We start from the raw sequence: 21,858 nt of genomic DNA, 5'->3' as shown, positions 1-21,858 counted from the left end.
ATGTCCTTGAGTTCGTTGTTCAACATCGCCGGTAGCGCGATGAGCGCCCAGAACGTCCGTCTCAACACCGTGGCCAGCAACATGGCCAACGCCGAGTCGGTTGCTTCCAGCGTCGACCAGACCTACAAGGCTCGCCATCCCGTGTTCGCTGCCCAGCTCAGCGAGGCCCAGGGCGGCTCCTCGCTGTTCGATGACCAGGGCCAGGCCGGGGTCGGGGTGGAAGTGAAGGGCATCGTCGAGGATAAGAGCGAAGTGCAGAAGCGCTACGAACCCAACCACCCTATGGCGGACAAGGACGGCTACGTGTACTACCCGAACGTGAACGTGGTGGAGGAAATGGCCGACATGATCTCGGCCAGTCGCGCCTTCCAGACCAACGCGGAAATGATGAATACCGCCAAACAGATGATGCAGAAGGTGCTGACCCTGGGTCAGTAATCGCTAGGGAATTGAAATGACCACCACCTCTTCCACCACGAGTTCCAGCTCGCTGCTGTCGTCGGCGCTGGCCAACAGCAAGGTATCGAGCAGCTCGGCGACGTCCAGCGGTGCGACCACCTCGGGTAGTACCACCAGCAGCCTCGGGAAGAACGACTTCCTGAAGCTGCTGGTCACCCAGCTCAACAACCAGAACCCGTTGAATCCCCAGGACAACACCGAGTTCGTCGCGCAGTTGGCGCAGTTCAGCAGCGTCGAGTCGCTGCAGAACCTCAACACCTCGGTGGACTCCATTGTCAGCAACTACAACTCGTCCCAGGCGCTCCAGGCTTCCTCCCTGGTAGGGCGCTCGGTGATTTCCGCCGGCAGCTCGGCAGTGGTCGATACCACCGCCGGCATGACCGGCAGCGTGGTGCTGCCGTCGTCCGGCAGTGATCTCTCGGTGGGTGTCTACAACAGCGCCGGCTCCCTGGTCGACACCATACCCTTGGACGCCAAGAGTGCCGGCACCCATTCCTTCAGTTGGGATGGCAAGGACAGCTCCGGCCAGACACTGGCCTCCGGGACCTACACCTTCAAAGCCACGGCCGCCATCGGCGGTACCTCCACCGCGTTGACGACCTACCTGCCGAATACCGTGAGCAGCGTGACGCTGGGCACCAGCGGCGGCGACATGACCCTCAACCTCGCCGACGGCACCAATGTCGCCTTGGCGAATGTCAAGACCATAGGCCAGTGAGCCGGCACCGCCGGACAGGAGTAACACCATGAGCTTCAATGTCGGCCTCAGTGGCCTGAATGCCGCCGCCACCGATCTCAGCGTGACCGGCAACAACATCGCCAACGTAGGCACCACGGGCTTCAAGTCGTCGCGCGCCGAGTTCGCCGATGTCTATTCTAGTTCCATGTATCTGGGGTCCAGCGCCAATCAGCCGGGTGCCGGCGTGCGTACCGCGGCCGTCGCTCAGCAGTTCACTCAGGGCAACGTGACCAGCACGGGCAATGCCCTGGACCTGGCGATCAACGGCGGCGGCTTCTTCGTGATGAACAACAATGGCTCGAATCTCTATTCGCGAGACGGGACATTCAAGACCGATGCCAACGGTTTCGTCGTGAACAACTCCGGCTACAACCTGCGTGGCTACGCCGCGGACAGTGATGGCAACGTGATCAGCGGCATCGCGTCAAACTTGAAGATCGACACCACCAACCAGGCGCCCAAGGCGACAACCAAGGACACCGAGGTATTGAGCCTCAACTCCTCGGCTACGGTCCCTACCACCACGACGTTCAGTCCCAGCGATGCCACGAGTTTCAACAACTCGACGTCCACCAGCATCTACGACTCTCAGGGCAACGCCCATACCTTGACGTATTACTTCGCCAAGACCGACACCAATACCTGGAACATGTACAGCCTGGTCGACGGTCGCAACCCGGCCGACCCGACGTCCACCACGCCGCTGAGCAACACCCTGACGTTCGACAGCACCGGCAAGCTCGGCGCCAGCGGTGGCACAGGCCTCACTGTCACCAGCACCGGCAAGTTCGCGCTGAACAACTGGGTGCCGGCCACCGTGACCAACAGCTCGACGACGCCCGCGACCTATGGCGCCAACGGCGCGTCCGCGTCCACTACCGGCATCGCCATCGACCTGAGCAGCACCACGCAGACGGCGACTCCCTTTGCGGTGACCAGCAAATCCCAGGACGGCTACACCACCGGCCAGCTGTCGGGCCTGTCCATCGATACCGAAGGCAAGCTCTACGCTAGCTTCACCAACAGCCAGTCCAAGGTGATCGGCCAGGTGATCCTGGCCAGTTTCACCAACAACCAGGGCCTGACCCCGATGGGCAGCAACAACTTCGCCCAGTCGTCCACCTCCGGCCAGGCCGTGGTCGGCACGCCGGCCTCCGGTACGCTGGGAACCCTGACCTCCGGTTCGCTGGAAGCCTCCAATGTCGATCTCAGTACCCAGTTGGTCAATCTGATCGTGGCCCAGCGTAATTACCAGGCCAACGCCAAGACCATCGAGACGGAAAACACACTGTCGCAGACGATCATTCAGATCCGTTAACGGTTCTTTGACGGTCGTCCTGGAAAAGCCCTCCTTGCGAGGGCTTTTTTTTAACTAAATCAATGGATTGGCAAGAGTGGCACGTGCCTTGCTCAGAGGGTCTGGACAGTTTCAGGCCTGTGGCGATGTTGATCGCCTCGCGAGGACGATATGGACCGACTGCTTTATCTCGCCATGACTGGCGCCAGCCAGAACACCATGGCCATCCAGGCGCATTCCAACAACCTGGCCAACATCTCCACCAGTGGTTTCCGTCGTGATTTCGAGCAGGCGCGCTCGATGCAGACCTTCGGCGAGAGCTATCCCTCGCGGGTGTACTCCATGAGCGAGCGACCGGGGACCGACTTCACCCCGGGCACCCTGCAGGAAACCGGTCGGGACCTCGACGTGGCCATTCAGGGCAATGGCTGGATCGCGGTGCAGGGCGCCGACGGCAAAGAGGCCTATGTGCGTACCAGCAGCCTCAAGGTGGATGCCCTAGGGATGCTGCGCACTGGCAATGATTTGCCGGTACTCGGCAATGGCGGGCCGATCGCCGTGCCGCCCAACCAGCAGATCGAGATCGGTCAGGACGGCTCCATCACCGTCCGTGGCGCCGGGGAAAACACCAACGCCCTGGCGGTCGTCGACCGCATCAAGCTGGTCAAGCCGGATCCGAAGACACTCGAGAAGGGCCTGGACGGCACCATCCGCACCAAGGATGGCAAGCCCGCTGCGGCGGATGCCAGCGTGCAGGTGGTGTCCGGTTTCACCGAGTCGAGCAACGTCAGTGCGGTGGAGGAGATGACCTCGATTCTCTCCCTATCGAAGCAGTTCGAACTGCAGATCAAGATGATGAAATCCGCCGAGGACAACGATGCGTCCATGGCAAAGGTTTTGCAATTCAGCTGATTGAACGCTGTTGACGCCTGATTCCCGGCGTCGAAGGAGAAAAACGATGATATCCGCCCTTTATGTCGCCAAGACCGGCCTGGCCGCTCAGGACACCAACCTGACGACCATCTCCAACAACCTGGCCAACGTCTCGACGACCGGTTTCAAGCGCGACCGCGCCGAATTCCAGGACCTGCTCTATCAGATCCGTCGCCAACCCGGCGCGCAGTCCACCCAGGACAGCGAGCTGCCCTCGGGTCTGCAGCTGGGTACCGGCGTGCGGATCGTCGGCACGCAGAAAACCTTTACCCAAGGCACGCTGCAGACCACCGAGCAGCCTCTGGACATGGCCATCAACGGCCACGGTTTCTTCCAGGTCCAGATGCCCGATGGCACCACCAACTACACCCGTGACGGCACCTTCCACCTGAACGCCGATGGCCAGATCGTCACCGCCAACGGCTTTCCGGTGCAGCCGGCAATCACGGTTCCGGCCGATACCCAGACGTTCACCGTGGGCCAGGACGGTACCGTCTCCGTGACCCAGGCCGGCGCCTCGACGGTGACCACCATCGGCACCATCCAGACCGCCCAGTTCGTCAACCCGGGTGGCCTGCAGGCCATGGGCAACAACCTGTTCTCCGAGACCACTAGCAGCGGCGCGCCCCAGGTCGGCACGCCGGGCAACAACGGCTTGGGCACCATCCAGCAGAACACCCTGGAAACCTCCAACGTAAGCACCGTGGAAGAGATGGTGAACATGATTACCACCCAGCGCGCCTACGAGATGAACTCCAAGGTCATTTCCACCGCCGATCAGATGCTCGGCTTCATCACCCAGAACCTGTAATCGCTTTCCCTGCGAGGTAGCGCTCCATGAATCGTCTCTTTGCCGTCGCGCCGCTGTTCGGAGCGCTCGTTCTCGCAGGATGCGTAGCCCCGGCCGCCAAGCCGGACGACCCCTACTACTCTCCCGTGCTGCCACGCACCCCGGTGCCGGCGGCGCAGAACAATGGCGCCATCTTCCAGTCGGGCTTCGAGCAGAATCTCTACACCGATCGCAAGGCCTTCCGCATCGGCGACATCATCACCATCTCCCTGCAGGAGAAGACCCAGGCCAGCAAGAACGCCAGTTCCGACATCGCCAAGAACAGCAAGGCGACCCTCGGTCTCACGTCGCTGTTCGGCGCCAAGCCGTCGATTCCCAATCCGCTGTCCGATGGTGACCTCAGCCTGGACGCCGGCTATTCGGGGGCGCGCTCCAACACTGGCAAGTCGACCGCGGCCCAGGGCAACAGCCTGACCGGCTCCCTGACCGTGACCATCGCCGAGGTGCTGCCCAACGGCATCCTGGTGGTGCGAGGCGAGAAATGGCTGACGCTCAATACCGGCAACGAGCTGATGCGTATCCAGGGCATGGTGCGCGCCGACGACATCGCTACCGACAACACCGTGCTTTCCACCCGGGTGGCCGATGCACGGATCACCTACTCGGGGACCGGCTCCTTCGCCGATGCGAGCCAGCCGGGCTGGTTGAGCCAGTTCTTCGGCAGCGCCCTGATGCCGTTCTGAGGATGATCGTCATGCGCAAGACTCTGTTCGGCGTGTTCGCCCTGCTGCTGGCAATGCCCTTCGCCCAGGCTGAACGTCTCAAGGACATCGCCAATATCCAAGGCGTGCGGACCAACCAGCTGATCGGCTACGGCCTGGTGGTAGGCCTGCCTGGGACAGGCGACCAGACCACCCAGACGCCTTTCACCATTCAGACCTTCAACAACATGCTGGCGCAGTTCGGCATCAAGGTGCCGGCAGGAACGAGCTCGGCCCAGCTCAAGAACGTGGCGGCGGTCTCCATCCATGCAGACCTGCCGGCCTTCGCCAAGCCTGGCCAGACCATCGATATCACCGTGGCCTCCATCGGCAACTCCAAGAGCCTGAGAGGCGGCAGCCTGCTGCTGTCTCCGCTGAAGGGGATCGATGGCCAGATCTATGCCATCGCCCAGGGCAACCTGGTCGTCGGTGGTTTTGACGCCGAAGGCCGCGATGGCTCGAAGATTACCGTCAACGTTCCGTCGGCGGGTCGCATTCCCAACGGCGCCACTGTCGAGCGGCCGGTACCGAGCGGCTTCGACCAGGGCAACAGCATCACGCTGGACCTGAAGCGCAGCGACTTCACCACGGCCAAGCGAGTGGTCGACAAGATCAACGAGACACTTGGCGCGGGTGTTGCATCAGCTGTTGATGCCGGATCGATTCGTGTCACGGCGCCGGTCGATCCTGGCCAGCGCGTGGACTACCTGTCGATCCTGGAGAACATGGAGGTGGATCCGGGGCAGGCGGTGGCGAAGGTCATCGTCAACTCGCGAACCGGGACCATCGTCATTGGCCAGAACGTCAAGGTTTCGCCGGCGGCGGTGACCCAGGGCAGCCTGACCGTGACCATCAGCGAGGACCCCCAGGTGAGCCAACCCAATCCCTTGTCGGGTGGGCAGACGGTGGTGACTCCCCAGTCGACCGTCAAGGCCAAGCAGGAGGCCAAGCCGATGTTCAAGTTCGGTCCGGGCACCACGCTGGACGAGATCGTGAGGGCGGTGAATCAGGTGGGCGCTGCGCCCAGCGACCTGGTGGCCATTCTCGAAGCGTTGAAACAGGCTGGCGCGCTGCAGGCCGACCTGATCGTAATCTGATGGAGTAATGGCGATGACGGCACGTCTGGGCGGGACCTTCGATTCGGTGGATTCCGGTGCCTATACCGACCTGAATCGACTGAACAATCTCAAGAACGGGGCTGATCGCGATGGCGAAGGCAACGTGCGCAAGGTCGCTCAGGAATTCGAGTCGGTGTTCCTGAACCAGATGCTCAAGTCGATGCGCTCGGCCAATGAGGTACTCGCCCAGGACAGCCCGTTCAACAGCCAGACCACCAAGCAGTTCCAGGACATGTACGATCAGCAGCTGTCGGTCAACCTCGCCAAGAACGGCGGCGGCATCGGCCTGGCCGACATGATGACCCGGAGCATGCTCAAGGATGCCGGCAAGACCCCGTCGACCGAGGTCGCGGCCACCAAGACCGCCACCCCGGCGACGGCCGCCACTGCCCAGTCCGGTACCGGCATCGCCATGGACATGCGTCGCGCCCTCTGGGATGGCAAGGCCTCGCAAGCAGCGGCGGTTGCCAGCGCAAACGGTAGTGCCGGTACCAGCGAGCGCAAGGACGTATCGGCGCTGCTGAACTCCCGGCGCCTGGCCATGCCCAGCAAGGCCAGCGCGGCCCAGAGTCAGGAAGCCCTGCTGGCAGCGGCGGCCAACACCGCCAATGCCACGGGCAATAGCGCCACCGCTGCCAACGCCACCAACTGGAAGGCCGTGCAGCAGCTGGGCAAGTCTGCCGTAGCCAGCGTGAGCGGCAGTGCGCAGCTCAACGGCGGCGGTGCCGTCTCGCTGGGCCAGACCACCGGGAAGTCGGTATTCCGCTCGCGTCAGGAATTCGTCGACGCCATGCTGCCCATGGCCCAGGAAGCCGCCAAAAAAATCGGTGTGGATGCCCACTATCTGGTGGCGCAGGCCGCCCTGGAGACCGGCTGGGGCAAGTCCATCATCCGCGAGCGGGACGGCAGCACCAGCAACAACCTGTTCGGCATCAAGGCTCATTCGAGCTGGGACGGTGACGTCGCCACCACCCTGACCACCGAATACCGCAATGGCAAGGCGAGCAAGGAAGCCGCGGATTTTCGCTCCTACGATTCCTTCAAGCAGAGCTTCGACGACTACGTGAGCTTCCTGCAGAGCAACGACCGTTACGGCAAGGCCCTGGCCAAGGGTGGCGATTCCAGCCAGTTCATGCACGAGCTGCAGCGGGCCGGCTATGCGAGCGATCCGCAGTACGCCCGCAAGGTCACCCAGATCGCCCGCCAGATGAAGAGCACCTACGAAAACATCGCTGCGGTCGATACCTCGGTAAAGCGTACCTAAGGACAATCCATGGCCAGTCTCATTTCCATCGGGCTTTCGGGTATCCAGGCCAGCCAGTCGGCGCTCAGCACGACCGGCAACAACATCACCAACGTCGATACCGCCGGCTATTCCCGGCAGACGACGGAGCAGTACGCGGCTCCGGCGCAGAGCGTCGGCGTCGCCTACATCGGCAACGGCACGACCCTGGCGGACGTGCGTCGCTCCTACAGCCAGTACTTGACGACTCAGCTGCAGACCAGCACCGCGCTGGACAACGAGGCCCAGACCTTCTCCACGGCGGCCAGCTCGGTGGATTCACTGTTGGCCGACAGCACCACCGGGATCAGCACTGCCCTGAGCAAATTCTTCTCGGCGTTGCAGACGGCCTCGGCCACGCCCACCGATAGCGCCTCGCGTTCCCTGGTGCTGACCAGCAGCTCCACGCTCAGCCAGAGATTCAATTCGCTCTCCAGCCAGCTTTCCGACCAGAGCAGCTACATCAATACCCAGCTGAGTGCCTCGGCGACCCAGGTTAATACGCTGGCGAACAAGATCGCCCAGTACAACCAGGCCATCACCGTGGCCTCTGCCGGCGGCACCACCCCCAACTCGTTGCTGGACGCGCGGGACCAGGCCATCAACGATATGTCCAAGCTGGTCGGGGTGAGCGTGGTCAACCAGGATGGCAACTACAACGTCTACATCGGCTCCGGTCAGCCGCTGGTGGTGGGGGGCTCGGTGAGCTCGCTCAGTGCCCAGTCCAGTACCCTGGATCCCTCGCAATATGCCCTGACGCTGAAAATGCCCAGCGGGATCTCGGTGAATGTCACCCAGTCGATTTCCGGCGGCTCCATGACCGGGCTGGTGCGCTATCGCGACGAGGTGGTGAATCCATCGCTCAACAGCCTGGGCCGGCTGGCCCTGGTGGCTTCGGACTCGATCAACAAGCAGCAGGCCCAGGGGCTGGACCTGAAGGGAAATTTCGGCTCCAAGGTGTTGAACGACATCAACAGCGCCACGGCCATCGCCTCGCGCAGTATCGGGCGCTCCACCAACAGCGACGTCAACGCCAACCTCAATGTCACCATCGCCGACAGCAGCGACCTGACCGTCAGCGACTATCGCGTGGTCTTCACCAGTGCCACCCAGTACAGTGTCACGCGCCTGTCCGACGGCCAGGACCTGGGCAGCCACAACCTCGGCGCCTCGCCCGCGGATGAGATCGATGGCCTGCAGTTGGGTCTCAGGACCGGCAGCGTGGCCGCCGGTGACACCTTCACCGTCCAGCCCACGCGCCTGGCTGCCAGCCAGGCGGCGGTCACCATGACCGATGCCCAGGACCTGGCGTTCGCCTCGCCGCTGAAAGCGGCGAGCAGCGCCGCCAACACCGGGACCGGCACCGTGAGCGCGCCGTCCCTGGTCACCCAGCGCAGCATCTACGACAGCGTTTCGGCCAGCAGCCTGGCGACCAGCGTGCAGAACGCCATGCCGGTGAAACTCCAGTTCGCGGCCGCGGCGAGCGATGGCAGCCAGGGCTACACGATCTACGACGCGGGCGGCAATAGCCTCGGTACCGGCTCCATCGTCGCCGGCCAGAGCAACACGGTGAACGTCAACATAGCGGCCAACGGCTCGACGATACCCAGCGCCTTCACCTTCCAGCTGACCCTGGCGGGCAAGCCTTCCAGTGGGGATACCTTCAGTGTTTCCTTCGGCTCCGCCGGCAGCACCGACAACACCAACGCCCTGGGTCTGTTGAACCTGCAGACGTCGGCCACCGTCGGCAACGCGAGCATGAACAACACCTACAGCAGCCTGGTGGAAACGGTCGGCGCCAAGACCAACCAGGCCAGCCTGGATGCCAGTGCGACGTCGGCGATCCTCAAGCAGGCGCAGGCGAGCCAATCCTCGCTGTCGGGCGTCAACCTGGACGAGGAGGCGGCCAACCTGATCAAGTATCAGCAGTACTACAGTGCCTCGGCGAAGATCATCGAAATCTCGCAGACCGTCTTCAATACATTGATTCAAGCCTTCTAAGGGACGTCGGCCATGCGTATCTCCACCCCCCAGATGTTCTCGTCCAGCACCCAGGGCTACTCCGACGGCTATTCCAACATGACCAAGACCCTGGAGCAGATCTCCAGTGGGGTGCGCATCCAGACGCCGGCGGACGACCCGGTCGGCTCGGCGCGTCTGCTGCAGCTGGATCAGCAGAAGACGCTGTTGACCCAGTACAGCGGCAACATGACCACCGCCAACAATGCGCTGACCAATGAAGAGTCGGTACTGACCACCATCACCAACGTGCTGCAGAATGCGCGCGCCCTGGCCGTGCAGGCCGGCAACGGGTCCTACACCGACGCCAACCGGAGCGCCATCAGCGACCAGTTGGGCGACATCCAGGATCAGCTGTTCTCGCTGATGAACAGCAAGGATGCCAACGGCAACTACCTCTTCGCCGGCAGCAATGGCACGGTGCAGCCCTTCGTCAAGAATCCCGATGGCAGCTACAGCTACAAGGGTGACCAGAGCTCCCTGTCGGTACAGGTTTCCGACACCCTCAACCTGGCCATCAGCGACAACGGCTGGAGCACGTTCCAGAGCGCCCAGAACGCCGACCTGACCACCTCGAGCCTGACCACCAACCCCAATGCCGACGGGACCCAGCGCGTCTTCCTGTCCCAGGGCACGGTGACCGACGACAACAGCTTCAACAGCAGCTTCCGTAGCGGCGCGCCCTACAAGCTGCAAGTCCTCAGCAGCACCCAGTTTAAGATATTTGATGCCAACAACACCGACGTGACCAGCGAGGTCAGTGGCAACGGCTCCTACCAGACGACCACGGGCGATGCGGTAACCGTCAATTTCCGTGGCGCGCAGCTGGCCCTGGACGTGTCCCTGAAGTCCACTGACGACAGTACCGCCACCAGTTCGCTGGTGGCGGGGTACAGCTTCAGTTTCGGGGTCAAGCCGGAGACCTTCGACATCACCCGGACCGCGTCCAACACATCGACCGCCCAGCTCAGCGGTGGCAGCGTTACCAACGCCACCACCTACAGCACTACTTTCCCCAACAACGGCGTGCTGTTGAAATTCAGCTCGGCGACCGACTATTCGGTGTATGCGCTGCCGACCACCACCAGCAGCACCCTGTTGTCCACGGGTACCCTGGGCGGTACCTATCCGGCGTCCATCACCATCAATGGCGCCCAGTTCAGCATCAATTCGGCGGCGGCCAGCGGTGACCAGTTCACCGTGGCCGGCAGCAGCAACCAGACGCAGAACATCCTCGACACCATCAAGAACCTGCGGACCGCCCTGGATACGCCCACCACCAATGATCCCCAGGCCGAACTGAATATCCGCAACGCCGTGGCCTCGGCCATCACCAACCTCGACAACGGCATGAACCAGGTCTACAAGGTCACCTCGTCGCTGGGCGCGCGGCAGCAGACCATCGACACCCTGACCACCGAGAGCCAGAGCCTGTCGCTGTCCAACGCCACCACCCAGTCGTCCATTCGCGACACCGACATGTCCGAGGCCACGTCGAAGCTCACCTTGCAGCAGACCATGTTAGAGGCCGCCCAGGCCGCCTTCGCCAAGGTTTCCCAGCTAAGCTTGTTCGACAAGATCTGAAGGGGACGCCCGGCGCCATGAGCCAGCCATTCGATACCGCCAACATCGAGATCAAGAAACTCTTCGTCACGCCCTTGGCGCAGCTGGTGCATCCCGACGCCGAGCGGCTAAATGCCGAGCTCAGGGCTGTGATCCTGGCGCGTCGCGCGCAGGACGCCGGGACTCGACACAGCAACGAGGGGGGCTGGCAATCGAGCCATGACTTCGACAGCTGGTCCGGCGCACCCGGAGCGGAACTCGCGGCCTTCGCCCAGGCCTTCGCGACCCAGCTCACCGCCGTCCACTCCGCGGAGCACGGCCTCATCGAGCCGTCCTTCCAATGGCGGTACAACGCCTGGGCCAACGTCAACGAAGCGGGGCAGGGCAATGCCCTGCATGGCCATCCCGGAGCCTTCTGGTCGGGCGTCTATTGGGTGGACGACGGCGGCGCCCAGTCCGCCGACTGTGCCGGCGAGCTGGAATTCGTCGATCCGCGTGGCCTGATGCCTTCGGTCTACAATCCCGAATTGCGCATGCGCATCGAAGGCTGCTTGAGCGCGGGCTACTCGACCACCATCAGCCCATCCAGCGGCACCTTCGTGATGTTCCCCTCGTGGCTGATGCACGCGGTACGCCGGTTCACTGGCCAACGGCCACGCATTTCGGTGGCGTTCAACTTCGGTATTTAAGATCGGCTCGATGATGCAACGCCGATCATGGAGGATGACATATGAAGGCAGTTATCTTGGCCGGAGGCCTTGGTACGCGAATCAGTGAAGAATCCCATCTGCGGCCCAAGCCAATGATCGAGATCGGAGGCAAGCCGATCCTCTGGCATATCATGAAGCAATACGCCTTTCACGGCGTGAACGACTTCATCATTTGTCTGGGCTACCGGGGCTATGTGATCAAGGACTTCTTCGCCAACTACTTCCTGCATACTTCCGACGTTACCTTCGACATGCGCGAAAACCGCATGGAGGTGCATCAGAACTACAGTGAGCCTTGGCGGGTAACGCTGGTCGATACCGGAGAGGCGTCCATGACCGGTGGTCGGCTAAAGCGAGTCCGCCGTTATCTGCAGGACGATTCAGCCTTTTGCCTTACCTACGGCGATGGCGTGTCGGATCTGAATATCACTCAACTGATAGATTTCCACCACAGTCATGGTCGCCTAGCTACCGTGACGGCCGTGCAGCCCCTGGGTCGTTACGGATCGCTGGACTGTGTTGGTGATACGGTGCGGGGGTTTATCGAGAAGCCTCGCGGAGACGGCGGCTGGGTCAATGGTGGCTTCTTCGTCCTTTCCCCACCTGTGCTCGACTTCATCGAGGGTGACGATACGATTTGGGAGGACACTCCCTTGTCTCGCCTGGCAGCCGAGCAGCAACTCCACGCCTTCCAACACCAGGGTTTCTGGCATCCGATGGATACGCTAAGGGACAAGAACTATCTCGAGCAGCTCTGGCAGGAGGGCGTAGCGCCTTGGCGGGTCTGGCAATGAACCCAGCCTTCTGGGTAGGCAAACGTGTGCTGGTCACCGGGCATACGGGGTTCAAAGGAACCTGGTTGCTCTGGCTGTTGCACCGGCTCGGCGCGAAGGTGGCCGGATTGGCGTTGCCAGCCACGTCGCCCAGCCTGTTCGAACTGACTGGCGCGCGCTCCATCGTTGATCATCATGAAGGCGATATCCGTGATCTCTCCACAGTGCGCCGGGTCATGGGAGAGGTGCGTCCGGAGATCGTTCTCCATCTCGCTGCCCAGGCGTTGGTCCGCGAGAGCTACAATGACCCGGTAAGTACCTATGGCAGTAACGTCATGGGTACGCTCCATGTGCTGGAAGCGATCAGATCCGTTGGCGGTGTCAGGGCCTGCGTGGTGGTGACTACTGACAAGATCTATGCAAACCGCGAGTGGCAATGGCCTTACCGTGAGAACGAGGCGCTGGGTGGACATGATCCCTATAGCGCCAGCAAGGCTTGTTGCGAACTCTTGGCGGAGTCCTATGCGGCGTCGTTCTTCGCTCCGGAGCGTTACGCTGAGCATGGTGTGGCGATCGCCACCGCGCGTGCTGGCAACGTACTGGGTGGTGGTGACTTCGCAACCAATCGACTGATTCCCGACGTGCTTGCCGCCTGGAGCAAAGGGGGTTCGGTCACCCTGCGTTACCCGTCGGCTGTCCGTCCCTGGCAACACGTCCTGGAACCATTGTCGGGTTATCTCCTGCTGGCCGAACGTTTGACCACCACCGCCGAGCGTGCCCGCGGCGCCTGGAATTTCGGCCCCGCCGAAGACGCCACCTGTACTGTCGAGCGGCTGGTCCAGTTGCTCGCCCGCGACTGGCCTCAAGCACCCGGCGTGCGAGTCGATCCGGCCGAATTGCACGAAGCCGGGTTGCTCAAGCTTGATAGCAGTCGCGCGCGTGAGTACCTGGGTTGGCGGCCCCGTTGGTCGCTGGAGACGTGCCTCTCTCAAACCCTCGCTTGGCATCGAGCGTGGCACGCCGGACTGGATCCGCGGCAGACCACTCAAGCCCAGATCGATAGCTACCTGGGCGCGTCATGACGGACATGGCCCTGCGCGATCTTCCGCTCCCTGGCCTGCGGTTGTTAACGCACCGGACGCATCAGGACGCGCGGGGGCGCTTCTCACGTCTCTACTGCCTCACCTGGCTGAATCAGGCGACAGCCCCATTCACCGTACGGCAGATCAATCTGTCGCAGACGTCACGTTGTGGCAGCGTTCGCGGGTTGCATTATCAACTCCCGCCCTTCAGCGAAGATAAGTTGATTACCTGTCTACGGGGCAGCGTTTGGGATGTCGCGGTGGATGTTCGCCAGGATTCGCCTACCTTTCTGAAATGGCACGCCGAGCGCCTGCAGGCGGGAGATGGTCGCAGCCTGTGGCTACCACCCGGCTTCGCGCATGGCTTTCAGGCGCTCAGCGACGACGTCGAGTTGCTCTACCTGCACAGTGCCGACTACGTACCTGATCAGGAGTCCGGGCTTGCACCCGACGATTCGCGGCTGGGGATCTCGTGGCCGTTGCCAGTCGTCAACCTGTCATCTCGGGATGCGGCACATCCGCCGCTAACGGACGCTTTTCGAGGAATAGTTGTATGAAGTGTCGTGCCTGCCAGTCACCCCTAAGGCTACCGCTGATCGACTTGGGAACGGCACCGCCGTCCAACGCCTTCCTCATCGAATCAGCCCTGAACCAGGTCGAGAATTGGGTACCGTTGAAAGTGATGGTCTGCGAGCAGTGCTGGCTCGTGCAGACCGTGGATTATCGCAGCGCTGAGACGCTATTCGATGCGGATTATGTCTATTTCAGCTCCTACTCGTCGTCCTGGTTGGCTCATGCGCGACGCTATGTAGAGGGCGTCATCGAGCGCTTTAGCCTGGATGAGCGCCATCGGGTGGTCGAGATAGCCGCCAACGATGGTTATCTGCTGCAATATTTTGCCGCCGCGGGTGTTCCCTGCTGGGGCGTGGAGCCCACGGCGAGTACTGCCCGAGCCGCTCGCGCCAAGGGCCTGGAGATACGCGAAGTGTTCTTTGGCGCTGGTAGCGCCAGTGAACTGAGCGCAGAATTGGGTCGTGCCGACTTGATCATCGCCAACAACGTCTTGGCGCACGTCCCAGACATCAACGACTTTCTCGCGGGGTTCTCCCTGCTGCTGGCCCCAACGGGAGTGATCACTTTCGAGTTTCCGCATCTCCTCCGGCTGCTCGAGGCCCACCAGTTCGACACGCTGTACCACGAGCACTACTCCTATCTTTCCCTGAGCGTGGTCAAGCGCCTGGCGTGGAAGCAAGGCCTGGAGGTGTTTGACGTCGAACAGTTGGCCACTCATGGTGGTTCGTTGCGTCTCTACCTCCAGCACCGGAACGACGGTCGCCAGCAGGTGAGCGCAGCGGTGGCGCGACTGCGGCATGAAGAGCAACTCGCTGGGCTCGATAGCGCCGCTCGGTATGCCACCCTGGCACCTGCTGCGGAGCGGATCAAACACGACTTTCTGCGCTTTTTGCTCGAGGCCAAGGCCGCTGGCAAGCGAGTCGTTGGCTACGGTGCCGCGGCCAAGGGCAATACCCTGCTGAACTATGCCGGTGTTCGTCAGGACCTCTTGGCCTGGGTGGCTGATGCCAGTCCGCACAAGCAGGGGCGCTACTTGCCGGGTAGTCGTATTCCCGTGGTGTTGCCCGCTCGGCTACTCGAGGAGCGTCCGGATTATGTGGTGGTGTTGCCCTGGAATCTGGTCGATGAAATTTCAACCGAATGGGCGTCCATCCAGACATGGGGCGGACGCTTCGTGACGGTTGTTCCAGAGCTGACCATCCGATGAGTGTTCTGCTGCTGACAGGAGCCAGTGGTTTCATTGGTAGCCCCTTGGTCAGGCAGCTCCTCGCGCAAGGACATCAGGTCCATGCCACCACGACGCGAACGCCGGAGTCTTGCACAACGCAATCAGGATTGAACTGGCATCGGATCGATCTGCTTGGAGGGGAGGCTGGTATTCAGTCGCTCTGCCGTCGAGTGGGCGCCGATCAACTGATCCATCTGGCCTGGTGCGTTGCGCCGAGCAACTACTGGACGACACCGGACAATCTCAAGTGGATAGTAGCCACTCAACAATTGGTGAGCGCCTTTCATGCCCAAGGCGGACGCCATGCGGTACTGGCAGGAACGTGTGCCGAGTACGACTGGCGCCAGGGTCTTTGTCGCGAGGATGTCACGCCGCTAACGCCGGCTACGCCCTATGGACGCAGTAAAAGACTGGTTCAGGAATGGGCGGTGCTGTTCGGTGAAATGCATGGGCTGAGCGTTGCCTGGGCGCGCATCTTTCACTTGTTCGGGCCTTGGGAAGCGGAGACGCGCCTGGTGCCCTCGGTCATCCGGGCCCTGCTCAGGGGGGAAGCAGCCCTGTGTTCTTCGGGTGAGCAGTGGCGTGATTTCCTGCACGTGGAAGACGTTGCCGCGGCATTCGTCCATCTGAGTGAGCAGCAGGCAACTGGCGTATTCAACGTGGGAAGCGGGGAGCCGGTACAGCTCAAGACCGTGATTGGATATTTGGCCCGGTCCCTGCAGGCGGAAGGTCTCGTACGACTGGGCGCCAGAAAAGCGTCGGAGAACGATCCGGCCTTTCTGGTCTCCGACTCGCGACGTCTGCACGCGTTGGGCTGGCGACCGTCATTTTCTCTGGAGGATGGCTTGGACGACGCGATGTCGTGGTGGCGCTCAAGGCTCCTGACCCACTGAATCTTGCACGTCCGCCGTGCGAAGGAAGGCTATGCAGCTGCAAGGTATGGATCGAGTAGGGCTACGTGATTACGTGACGCGCCAGCTGGAGCACTTCTTTCCTGATGGCCAGGCGCCGGGCCCGAGCCTGGACATAGCCTTGGATAAGGCCCTGCACCGGCTGCAGCATTGCATAGCTCACGTCAAGGCCTGGCACTCGGATCGCTTTGATTACCTACACTCCAGCCAATATGCGACGTTTCTATACTTCCTCGCCAACAGCCTTTGGCAAGTCGACCCGGATGCGCGCGTCTGTACCAAGCTGTTCCTGCTCAACAAGGCACTAAACGGTATCGATCTCTTCTACGAGATCGAGCTGCCACCCGTATTCTTCATTGGTCATTCGGTGGGGATCGTGCTTTCTAAGGCTCGCTATGGAAACTTCCTCGTGCTCTATCAGAACACCACCGTAGGCCGAAACCACGGCATCTATCCCGAGCTGGGAGAAGGTGTCGTCCTCTATCCTAACAGCGCTGTCATCGGTCGTTGCAACGTCGGGCCGCGCAGTTACATCGGTCAGGGGGTGAGCGTGATCAACCGGGATTTACCCGGGCACAGCTGCGTCTTCCAAGCCGAGGCTGGTGACCTACTCTGTCGTGAGCCGAAGCACGACATCCTCGGCGATTTCTTTCGCCTCTGATTGCGCGTCAGGTTTCGCGCTTTCTTCCCCTATTTGCCAGAGTGTCCACCATGAACGATCTCCTGACACTGGTCTTGCTCACCCACAACCGTCCCGCCTTTCTGGAACGTGCTTTGCGGTACTACGCGCGATTTCCTTGTCGCTTGTTGGTACTGGACTCTTCCGCCGTTCCTCAGCAAGCCTTGGTAGAGAGTTTCTCACGGGCTGAATACCGGCATTTTCCAGGTGATACGTTCACCTTCCTAGACAAGCTCAAGGCTGGCGTTCCGCATATCCAAACGCCACTGATGGCCTTCGTGCCAGACGATGATTTCATCCTGGGTGATGCATTGCAGGCGAGCGTGGAGTTTCTGACCGCTCATCCGGACTATTCGACGTGCCACGGCTATTGCCTGATGTATCTTGCCGAAGCGGCTTGTACCGTCTATCTGCGGCGCGATAAGAAGGTTTGCGAGGACCACTCTGCGTCACGGATTGCACAGCGATTGCACACGGGCTTCGGTGAGTACATTCCGCCGTTCTATTCGGTGGTCCGCACTCAGGTCGTTCAAGACTGGTACCGGTTGGTTCCGCAAGACACCACGCTCGAGTACCAGGAGATCGGCCACGCGTTCTATCTGCTGGCGCGAGGCAAAGTAAGGATCCTGCCGCAGCCTTATGTGATTCGCGAACTCAACTACCCGGTTTCGGACCACAACACCGATGTCCGGCTGGCACTGCAGGACAGTACGCCTGCGGGACTTCAACGCAAGCGGCAGTTCGCCGACCTCTTCGGCCAGTTGCTGGTGACACTGGAAGGAGCCGGCACGTCGCCGGGTCAGGCGCGCGATATCCTGTTGGGCGCCTTCCAGCGACTTGCCGATTGCCTGCAGCAGGAGCGCTCCCTCACTGCCGAACGTCTATTTCGGTCGCAGTGGGTGGCGCCCGTGGCCGAGCCGCAGTGGCTGTTCGAGCCCCGCCAAGTGCCGGAGATGCCCTTTTACCGGCCTGAATTCTTCGCGTTTCTGGCACGCCTGGATTTCATGGTGCAGGGTTTGCCGGCTGGCAAGCTGCAACTGCAGCAGCGCGCTGAAATGCAGGCGTTGTTGGCTCCTCTGCTAGATGTCGTTCAGCACGACGGATTCGCGCAAGCCACCGTGGAGCAGCACCAGGGCGATATCCGTAAAGCCGTGGCCGCCTTACCTTTCCATGCAGCCCTGGTGAAATGCATGACCCTTCTGGGCTCCGCCGAGGAGCGCCAACGGTGGCTGGAATGGCAGCAGGCTATCGCCGAATTGCAGCAGGAAGCACCGCAGGCCATCGAAAAGGGCACCGGCTTGCCGGCCGAGGTGACGACTGGCCAGCTATCCATCGACCTGGACGATGTACTGGTACTCAATAGGCCCGTCAAAGACGGCGAGCGCGACCCGGTCGCGGTAGTGATTCACGCGTTCTATCCGGACGTCTTGGCGAGCATTCTCGACCGGCTCGTCCGACTCCAGCAGCCCTTGCATCTTTATGTGACGTGTCCGCCAGAGGCGGCGGAGGCGGTGCAACTCCTGCTGGCCCAGAGCGGCTATCGGCACAGCCTGCTACGCACCGAGAATCGTGGCCGCGACGTCTTGCCTTTCCTGCGCATCCTGCATCTGGTACGGAAGGATGGGCTGCCGGTCGTGTTGAAGCTGCATACCAAGAAGTCGTTGCATCTGGAGTTGGGTGCCGAGTGGGCGGATGCACTTTTTGACGATTTGCTGGCGCCTGCCCGTTTCGAGAAGAGTGTCGCTCAGCTGGAAAGCGGGCAGGGCGTCCTGATGGTAGGGCCGGAAAACGGTCTTCTGCCAGTTTCGCAGTTCCTCAAGGGTAACAATCTGCCCAACCTCCAGCGGCTTGCCCAACGGGCGGGATTGGCCGAAGACCAGATCCTCAATGGCGAGTTCTTCGCCGGTACCATGTTCTTCGCCCACCTTGATGTACTTCAACGCGTCTTGGATCTGGGCCTGGTGGCGGCGGATTTCGAAGCGGAGGCCGGTCAGACAGAAGGTACCCTGGCGCATGCCCTAGAGCGCTTTTTCTATCCTCTTGCCTGTGCGAGCGGCGGTGATCGCCAAGGCCAGGATTATCGCAATTGGTTGAAGACGCGGGTACTTGCAGACGTCGAGTACGAGCGTGTTCCGGCGCGCATCCAGCGCTGGGCGTTCCAGCCGAGCTTGCTGGCGGTGATAGTCGACGAGGTCGGCGACCCAGCCTATGTTCAGCAGACGCTGGATAGTCTTGCCGCGCAGCTCTATGACTGCGCCGCGATCCTGGTGCTATCGGATGCTGAACCCAGCGGCATAGCCGCGGCAGACAACCTCGTCTGGCAATCGCTCGGTGCCGGATGGGCGGCGCAGCTCAACGGCCTGCTGCCGCAAATCGAAGTGGACTGGTTCTTCGTCGTACGTAGCGGTGACCACCTTGATCGCCACGCGTTGTTAGCCGTGGGCGATCGGATCGATAGCCATCCTCAGGCGCTCTGCTATTACACCGACGAGGACGAGATTAGCGGCGATCTCTATCGCGAACCCGTGTTCAAGCCGGGATTCAATCTCGACCTTCTGCGTAGCTACCCCTATGTCGGGCCCGTGTTCTTCATGCAGCGTCAAGCCTTGATCGAGATAGGAGGTTTTACCGAGGTACACGGCGCACTGGCCGGAGTGGACGTAATGTTCCGCTTGGTAGAGCAATGTGGGCTGGACAGCGTCGGGCATATCGCCGACGTTCTGCTGCACGCTCGTCTTCACCTGGGTCGCTGGTTGTCGAACGATCGGATACCAGAACTATCGCGCCAGGTAGTGGGCGCCCATCTGGATCGACTAGGCGTGTCCCACCAATTCATGGTGGGTGCCATGCCGTTGATCAACCGTATAGCCTATCTGAGAGAGACCTCCCCGCTCGTTTCCATAGTCATCCCGACGAAAAACCAACTCCCCATGCTGCGGCGCTGTGTGGAGTCGCTGCTCGAGCGTACCCAGTACCAGAACTACGAGATCCTCGTGGTGGATAACGATAGCCAAGAGGCGGATGCCCGCCAGTGGTTGGCTGGCATGGAAGAGATGGGTAGCTCCAAGGTACGCATCTTGCGCTATCCCTATCCGTTCAACTACTCGGCTATCAATAACTTCGCGATTACTCAGGCACTGGGCGACTATGTCGTTCTGCTGAACAACGATACCGCGATCTTCGACGGGGGCTGGCTCAGCGCCTTGCTCAATCACGCCCAGCGACCCGAGGTGGGTGCCGTGGGCGCCAAGCTCTATTATCCCGATGGCCGCATCCAGCACGGTGGCGTGGTCCTGGGCCTGCGTGGCGTGGCGGACCATCCCTTCATCGGCGAGCCCGGCCAGGCGCCCGGCTACATGCACCGCCTGCAGGTCGACCAGAACTACAGCATAGTGACGGCTGCCTGTCTGATGATACGGAAAGCCATCTATCTCGAAGTAGGGGGAATGGACGAGCAGGACCTGAAGGTTTCGTTCAACGATGTGGACTTCTGCCTGAAGCTCACCGCGGCCGGCTACCTGAACGTCTGGACGCCCTACGCCGTGGTGATGCACGAAGCGAACGTGAGCCAGAATCTGGTCGATACCACGGCCATGGAAGCCAAGATCAAACGTTTCCAGGGCGAGCAGGCGGTCATGTATCAGCGCTGGCTGCCGCGCATCGCGCGTGATCCGGCCTACAACTCCAACCTGAGCCTGGACGGTAGCGGCTTTGCCCTGGATCACCGCAGCGAGACCGGGTGGCATCCCTTCGCCGTTCGCCAACTACCCTATGCGCTGTGCCATCCTGCCGATCCCTATGGGTGCGGGCACTACCGGATACGCAAGCCATTCGAAGCGATGCAAGGCGCGGGATTGCTGGAAGGCGGACTCAGCGAAAGGCTCCTGACTCCGGTGGAAAAGGAGCGGCTGGCACCGACCAGCATCGTCTTCCAGCGCCAGATCATGTCCTTGCAGATCGAATCGATCCGGGAGGCAAAGCGCTATTCCCAGGCGTTCAGGATCTACGAACTCGACGACTATATTGTCGATCTGCCGATCAAGAATCGCCACCGGGCCCATATGCCGAGGGATGTCGCCAAGCAGCTTCGGCGCGGTGTCGCCCTGTGCGACCGCTTCGTCGTCTCGACGGCTCCGCTGGCCGAGGCGTTCAAGGATCTGCATCCCGATATTCGTGTCGCCGAAAACCTGCTGCCGTTGGATTGGTGGCAAAGCGTCAAGGGGCAGCGCCGCGACACCAGCAAGCCGCGCGTAGGCTGGGGCGGTGGCGTCAGTCACGATGGTGACCTGGAGCTGATCAGAGACGTGGTGAAGGATCTCGCGCATGAGGTGGACTGGGTCTTCTTCGGTATGTGCCCCGACGAGCTCCGCCCCTATATCAAGGAGTTCCACGGCGGCGTGCCTATCGACCGCTACGCGGCCAAGCTGGCGAGCCTGGATCTGGATCTGGCGCTGGCCCCCTTGGAAGAAAACCTGTTCAACAACTGCAAGAGCAACCTGCGACTACTGGAATATGGAGCCTGTGGCTTCGCCGTGGTCTGCTCGGACCTGGTCTGCTATCGGGGCGACCTGCCGGTGACCCGGGTGAAAAATCGCTATCGCGACTGGATGGACGCCATTCGCATGCACCTCGCCGACCGGGAGGCCAGTCATAAAGCCGGTGAGGCGCTGCGCGAGGCCGTGCAGCGTGACTGGATGCTGACCGGCGCACGCCTGGAACGCTGGGGTTCTGTCTGGCTGCCGAATTGAGCCAGCCCCCGTACCGAAACCAACGGCCAGAGAAATCTGGCCGTTCGCGTTTGCGGAGCCATCAAGTTTCTCGCCTTCCGCCCGATAACAAGAGGGAGTGAAGACATACGCCTTCGCTGTCTCGTCCAGAGTCAAGGTTTTTCCAAAAAAACCTAAAGAAATCTCCAGGCAAGACGATAACCATATCGAAGGT

The 21,858-nt window shown here is 61.5% G+C and carries 18 protein-coding genes; all 18 read left to right on the top strand.

All coding sequences use genetic code 11. The features are described from left to right. The 18 genes from flgC (at position 1) to PVZ77_RS16820 (ending at position 21,665) form a co-directional block, all read left to right on the top strand. The gene (gene flgC / locus PVZ77_RS16905) at positions 1-438 is read left to right on the top strand and encodes a flagellar basal body rod protein FlgC (RefSeq protein ID WP_273807685.1); all 438 of its coding nucleotides are present in this window, start codon (positions 1-3) and stop codon (positions 436-438) included. Between the two features lie 16 nt (positions 439-454). Next, the gene (locus PVZ77_RS16900; protein ID WP_208692062.1) at positions 455-1,177 is read left to right on the top strand and encodes a flagellar hook assembly protein FlgD; all 723 of its coding nucleotides are present in this window, start codon (positions 455-457) and stop codon (positions 1,175-1,177) included. A gap of 28 nt (positions 1,178-1,205) precedes the next feature. Beyond that, entirely contained in the window at positions 1,206-2,516 is a 1,311-nt protein-coding gene (gene flgE, locus PVZ77_RS16895; RefSeq protein WP_208692061.1) for a flagellar hook protein FlgE, read from the top strand. Between the two features lie 150 nt (positions 2,517-2,666). Continuing rightward, a complete protein-coding gene (locus PVZ77_RS16890) occupies positions 2,667-3,407 on the top strand; it encodes a flagellar basal body rod protein FlgF (protein WP_208692060.1) in 741 nt (246 codons plus the stop codon). Positions 3,408-3,453: 46 nt separating this feature from the next. Next, the gene (gene flgG, locus PVZ77_RS16885) at positions 3,454-4,239 is read left to right on the top strand and encodes a flagellar basal-body rod protein FlgG (protein ID WP_273807684.1); all 786 of its coding nucleotides are present in this window, start codon (positions 3,454-3,456) and stop codon (positions 4,237-4,239) included. A gap of 26 nt (positions 4,240-4,265) precedes the next feature. Then, complete coding sequence (gene flgH / locus PVZ77_RS16880; RefSeq protein WP_208692058.1) at positions 4,266-4,961, top strand: flagellar basal body L-ring protein FlgH; 696 nt, start codon at positions 4,266-4,268, stop codon at positions 4,959-4,961. Between the two features lie 11 nt (positions 4,962-4,972). Continuing rightward, the gene (locus tag PVZ77_RS16875; RefSeq protein WP_208692057.1) at positions 4,973-6,076 is read left to right on the top strand and encodes a flagellar basal body P-ring protein FlgI; all 1,104 of its coding nucleotides are present in this window, start codon (positions 4,973-4,975) and stop codon (positions 6,074-6,076) included. Positions 6,077-6,089: 13 nt separating this feature from the next. Further along, complete coding sequence (gene flgJ, locus PVZ77_RS16870) at positions 6,090-7,361, top strand: flagellar assembly peptidoglycan hydrolase FlgJ (RefSeq protein ID WP_273807683.1); 1,272 nt, start codon at positions 6,090-6,092, stop codon at positions 7,359-7,361. Between the two features lie 9 nt (positions 7,362-7,370). Further along, positions 7,371-9,380, top strand: a complete 2,010-nt coding sequence (gene flgK, locus PVZ77_RS16865; RefSeq protein WP_273807682.1) for a flagellar hook-associated protein FlgK — start codon at positions 7,371-7,373, stop codon at positions 9,378-9,380. A 12-nt stretch (positions 9,381-9,392) separates the two neighbouring features. Next, positions 9,393-10,982 (top strand): flagellar hook-associated protein 3, encoded by a 1,590-nt coding sequence (locus PVZ77_RS16860; protein ID WP_273807681.1) that lies wholly within the window; start codon positions 9,393-9,395, stop codon positions 10,980-10,982. A gap of 17 nt (positions 10,983-10,999) precedes the next feature. Next, on the top strand, positions 11,000-11,650 hold the full coding sequence (locus PVZ77_RS16855) for a TIGR02466 family protein (protein ID WP_158892990.1): 651 nt from the start codon (positions 11,000-11,002) through the stop codon (positions 11,648-11,650). Between the two features lie 41 nt (positions 11,651-11,691). Beyond that, complete coding sequence (gene rfbF, locus PVZ77_RS16850; protein ID WP_273807680.1) at positions 11,692-12,465, top strand: glucose-1-phosphate cytidylyltransferase; 774 nt, start codon at positions 11,692-11,694, stop codon at positions 12,463-12,465. Beyond that, entirely contained in the window at positions 12,447-13,526 is a 1,080-nt protein-coding gene (gene rfbG, locus PVZ77_RS16845; RefSeq protein WP_273807679.1) for a CDP-glucose 4,6-dehydratase, read from the top strand. The genes rfbF and rfbG overlap by 19 nt, the downstream gene beginning before the upstream one ends. Beyond that, positions 13,523-14,083, top strand: a complete 561-nt coding sequence (locus PVZ77_RS16840) for a dTDP-4-dehydrorhamnose 3,5-epimerase family protein (protein WP_273807678.1) — start codon at positions 13,523-13,525, stop codon at positions 14,081-14,083. Before rfbG ends, PVZ77_RS16840 begins: the two co-directional genes overlap by 4 nt. Then, positions 14,080-15,306, top strand: a complete 1,227-nt coding sequence (locus PVZ77_RS16835; protein WP_273807677.1) for a class I SAM-dependent methyltransferase — start codon at positions 14,080-14,082, stop codon at positions 15,304-15,306. Before PVZ77_RS16840 ends, PVZ77_RS16835 begins: the two co-directional genes overlap by 4 nt. After that, on the top strand, positions 15,303-16,220 hold the full coding sequence (locus PVZ77_RS16830; RefSeq protein ID WP_273807676.1) for an NAD-dependent epimerase/dehydratase family protein: 918 nt from the start codon (positions 15,303-15,305) through the stop codon (positions 16,218-16,220). Before PVZ77_RS16835 ends, PVZ77_RS16830 begins: the two co-directional genes overlap by 4 nt. Positions 16,221-16,251: 31 nt before the next feature. Next, positions 16,252-16,899 carry a hypothetical protein gene (locus PVZ77_RS16825; RefSeq protein ID WP_273807675.1) on the top strand — a complete coding sequence of 216 codons (648 nt, stop codon included), beginning with the start codon at positions 16,252-16,254 and terminating at the stop codon, positions 16,897-16,899. A 50-nt stretch (positions 16,900-16,949) separates the two neighbouring features. Continuing rightward, positions 16,950-21,665: a TIGR00180 family glycosyltransferase gene (locus tag PVZ77_RS16820; protein ID WP_273807674.1), complete on the top strand. Its 4,716-nt coding sequence runs from the start codon at positions 16,950-16,952 to the stop codon at positions 21,663-21,665. Positions 21,666-21,858 lie beyond the last annotated feature (193 nt).

Source organism: Pseudomonas sp. SHLD1 (assembly GCF_028640935.1).
GTDB lineage: Bacteria > Pseudomonadota > Gammaproteobacteria > Pseudomonadales > Pseudomonadaceae > Chryseomonas > Chryseomonas aestiva.
This window is presented reverse-complemented; position numbering and strand designations above follow the sequence as displayed.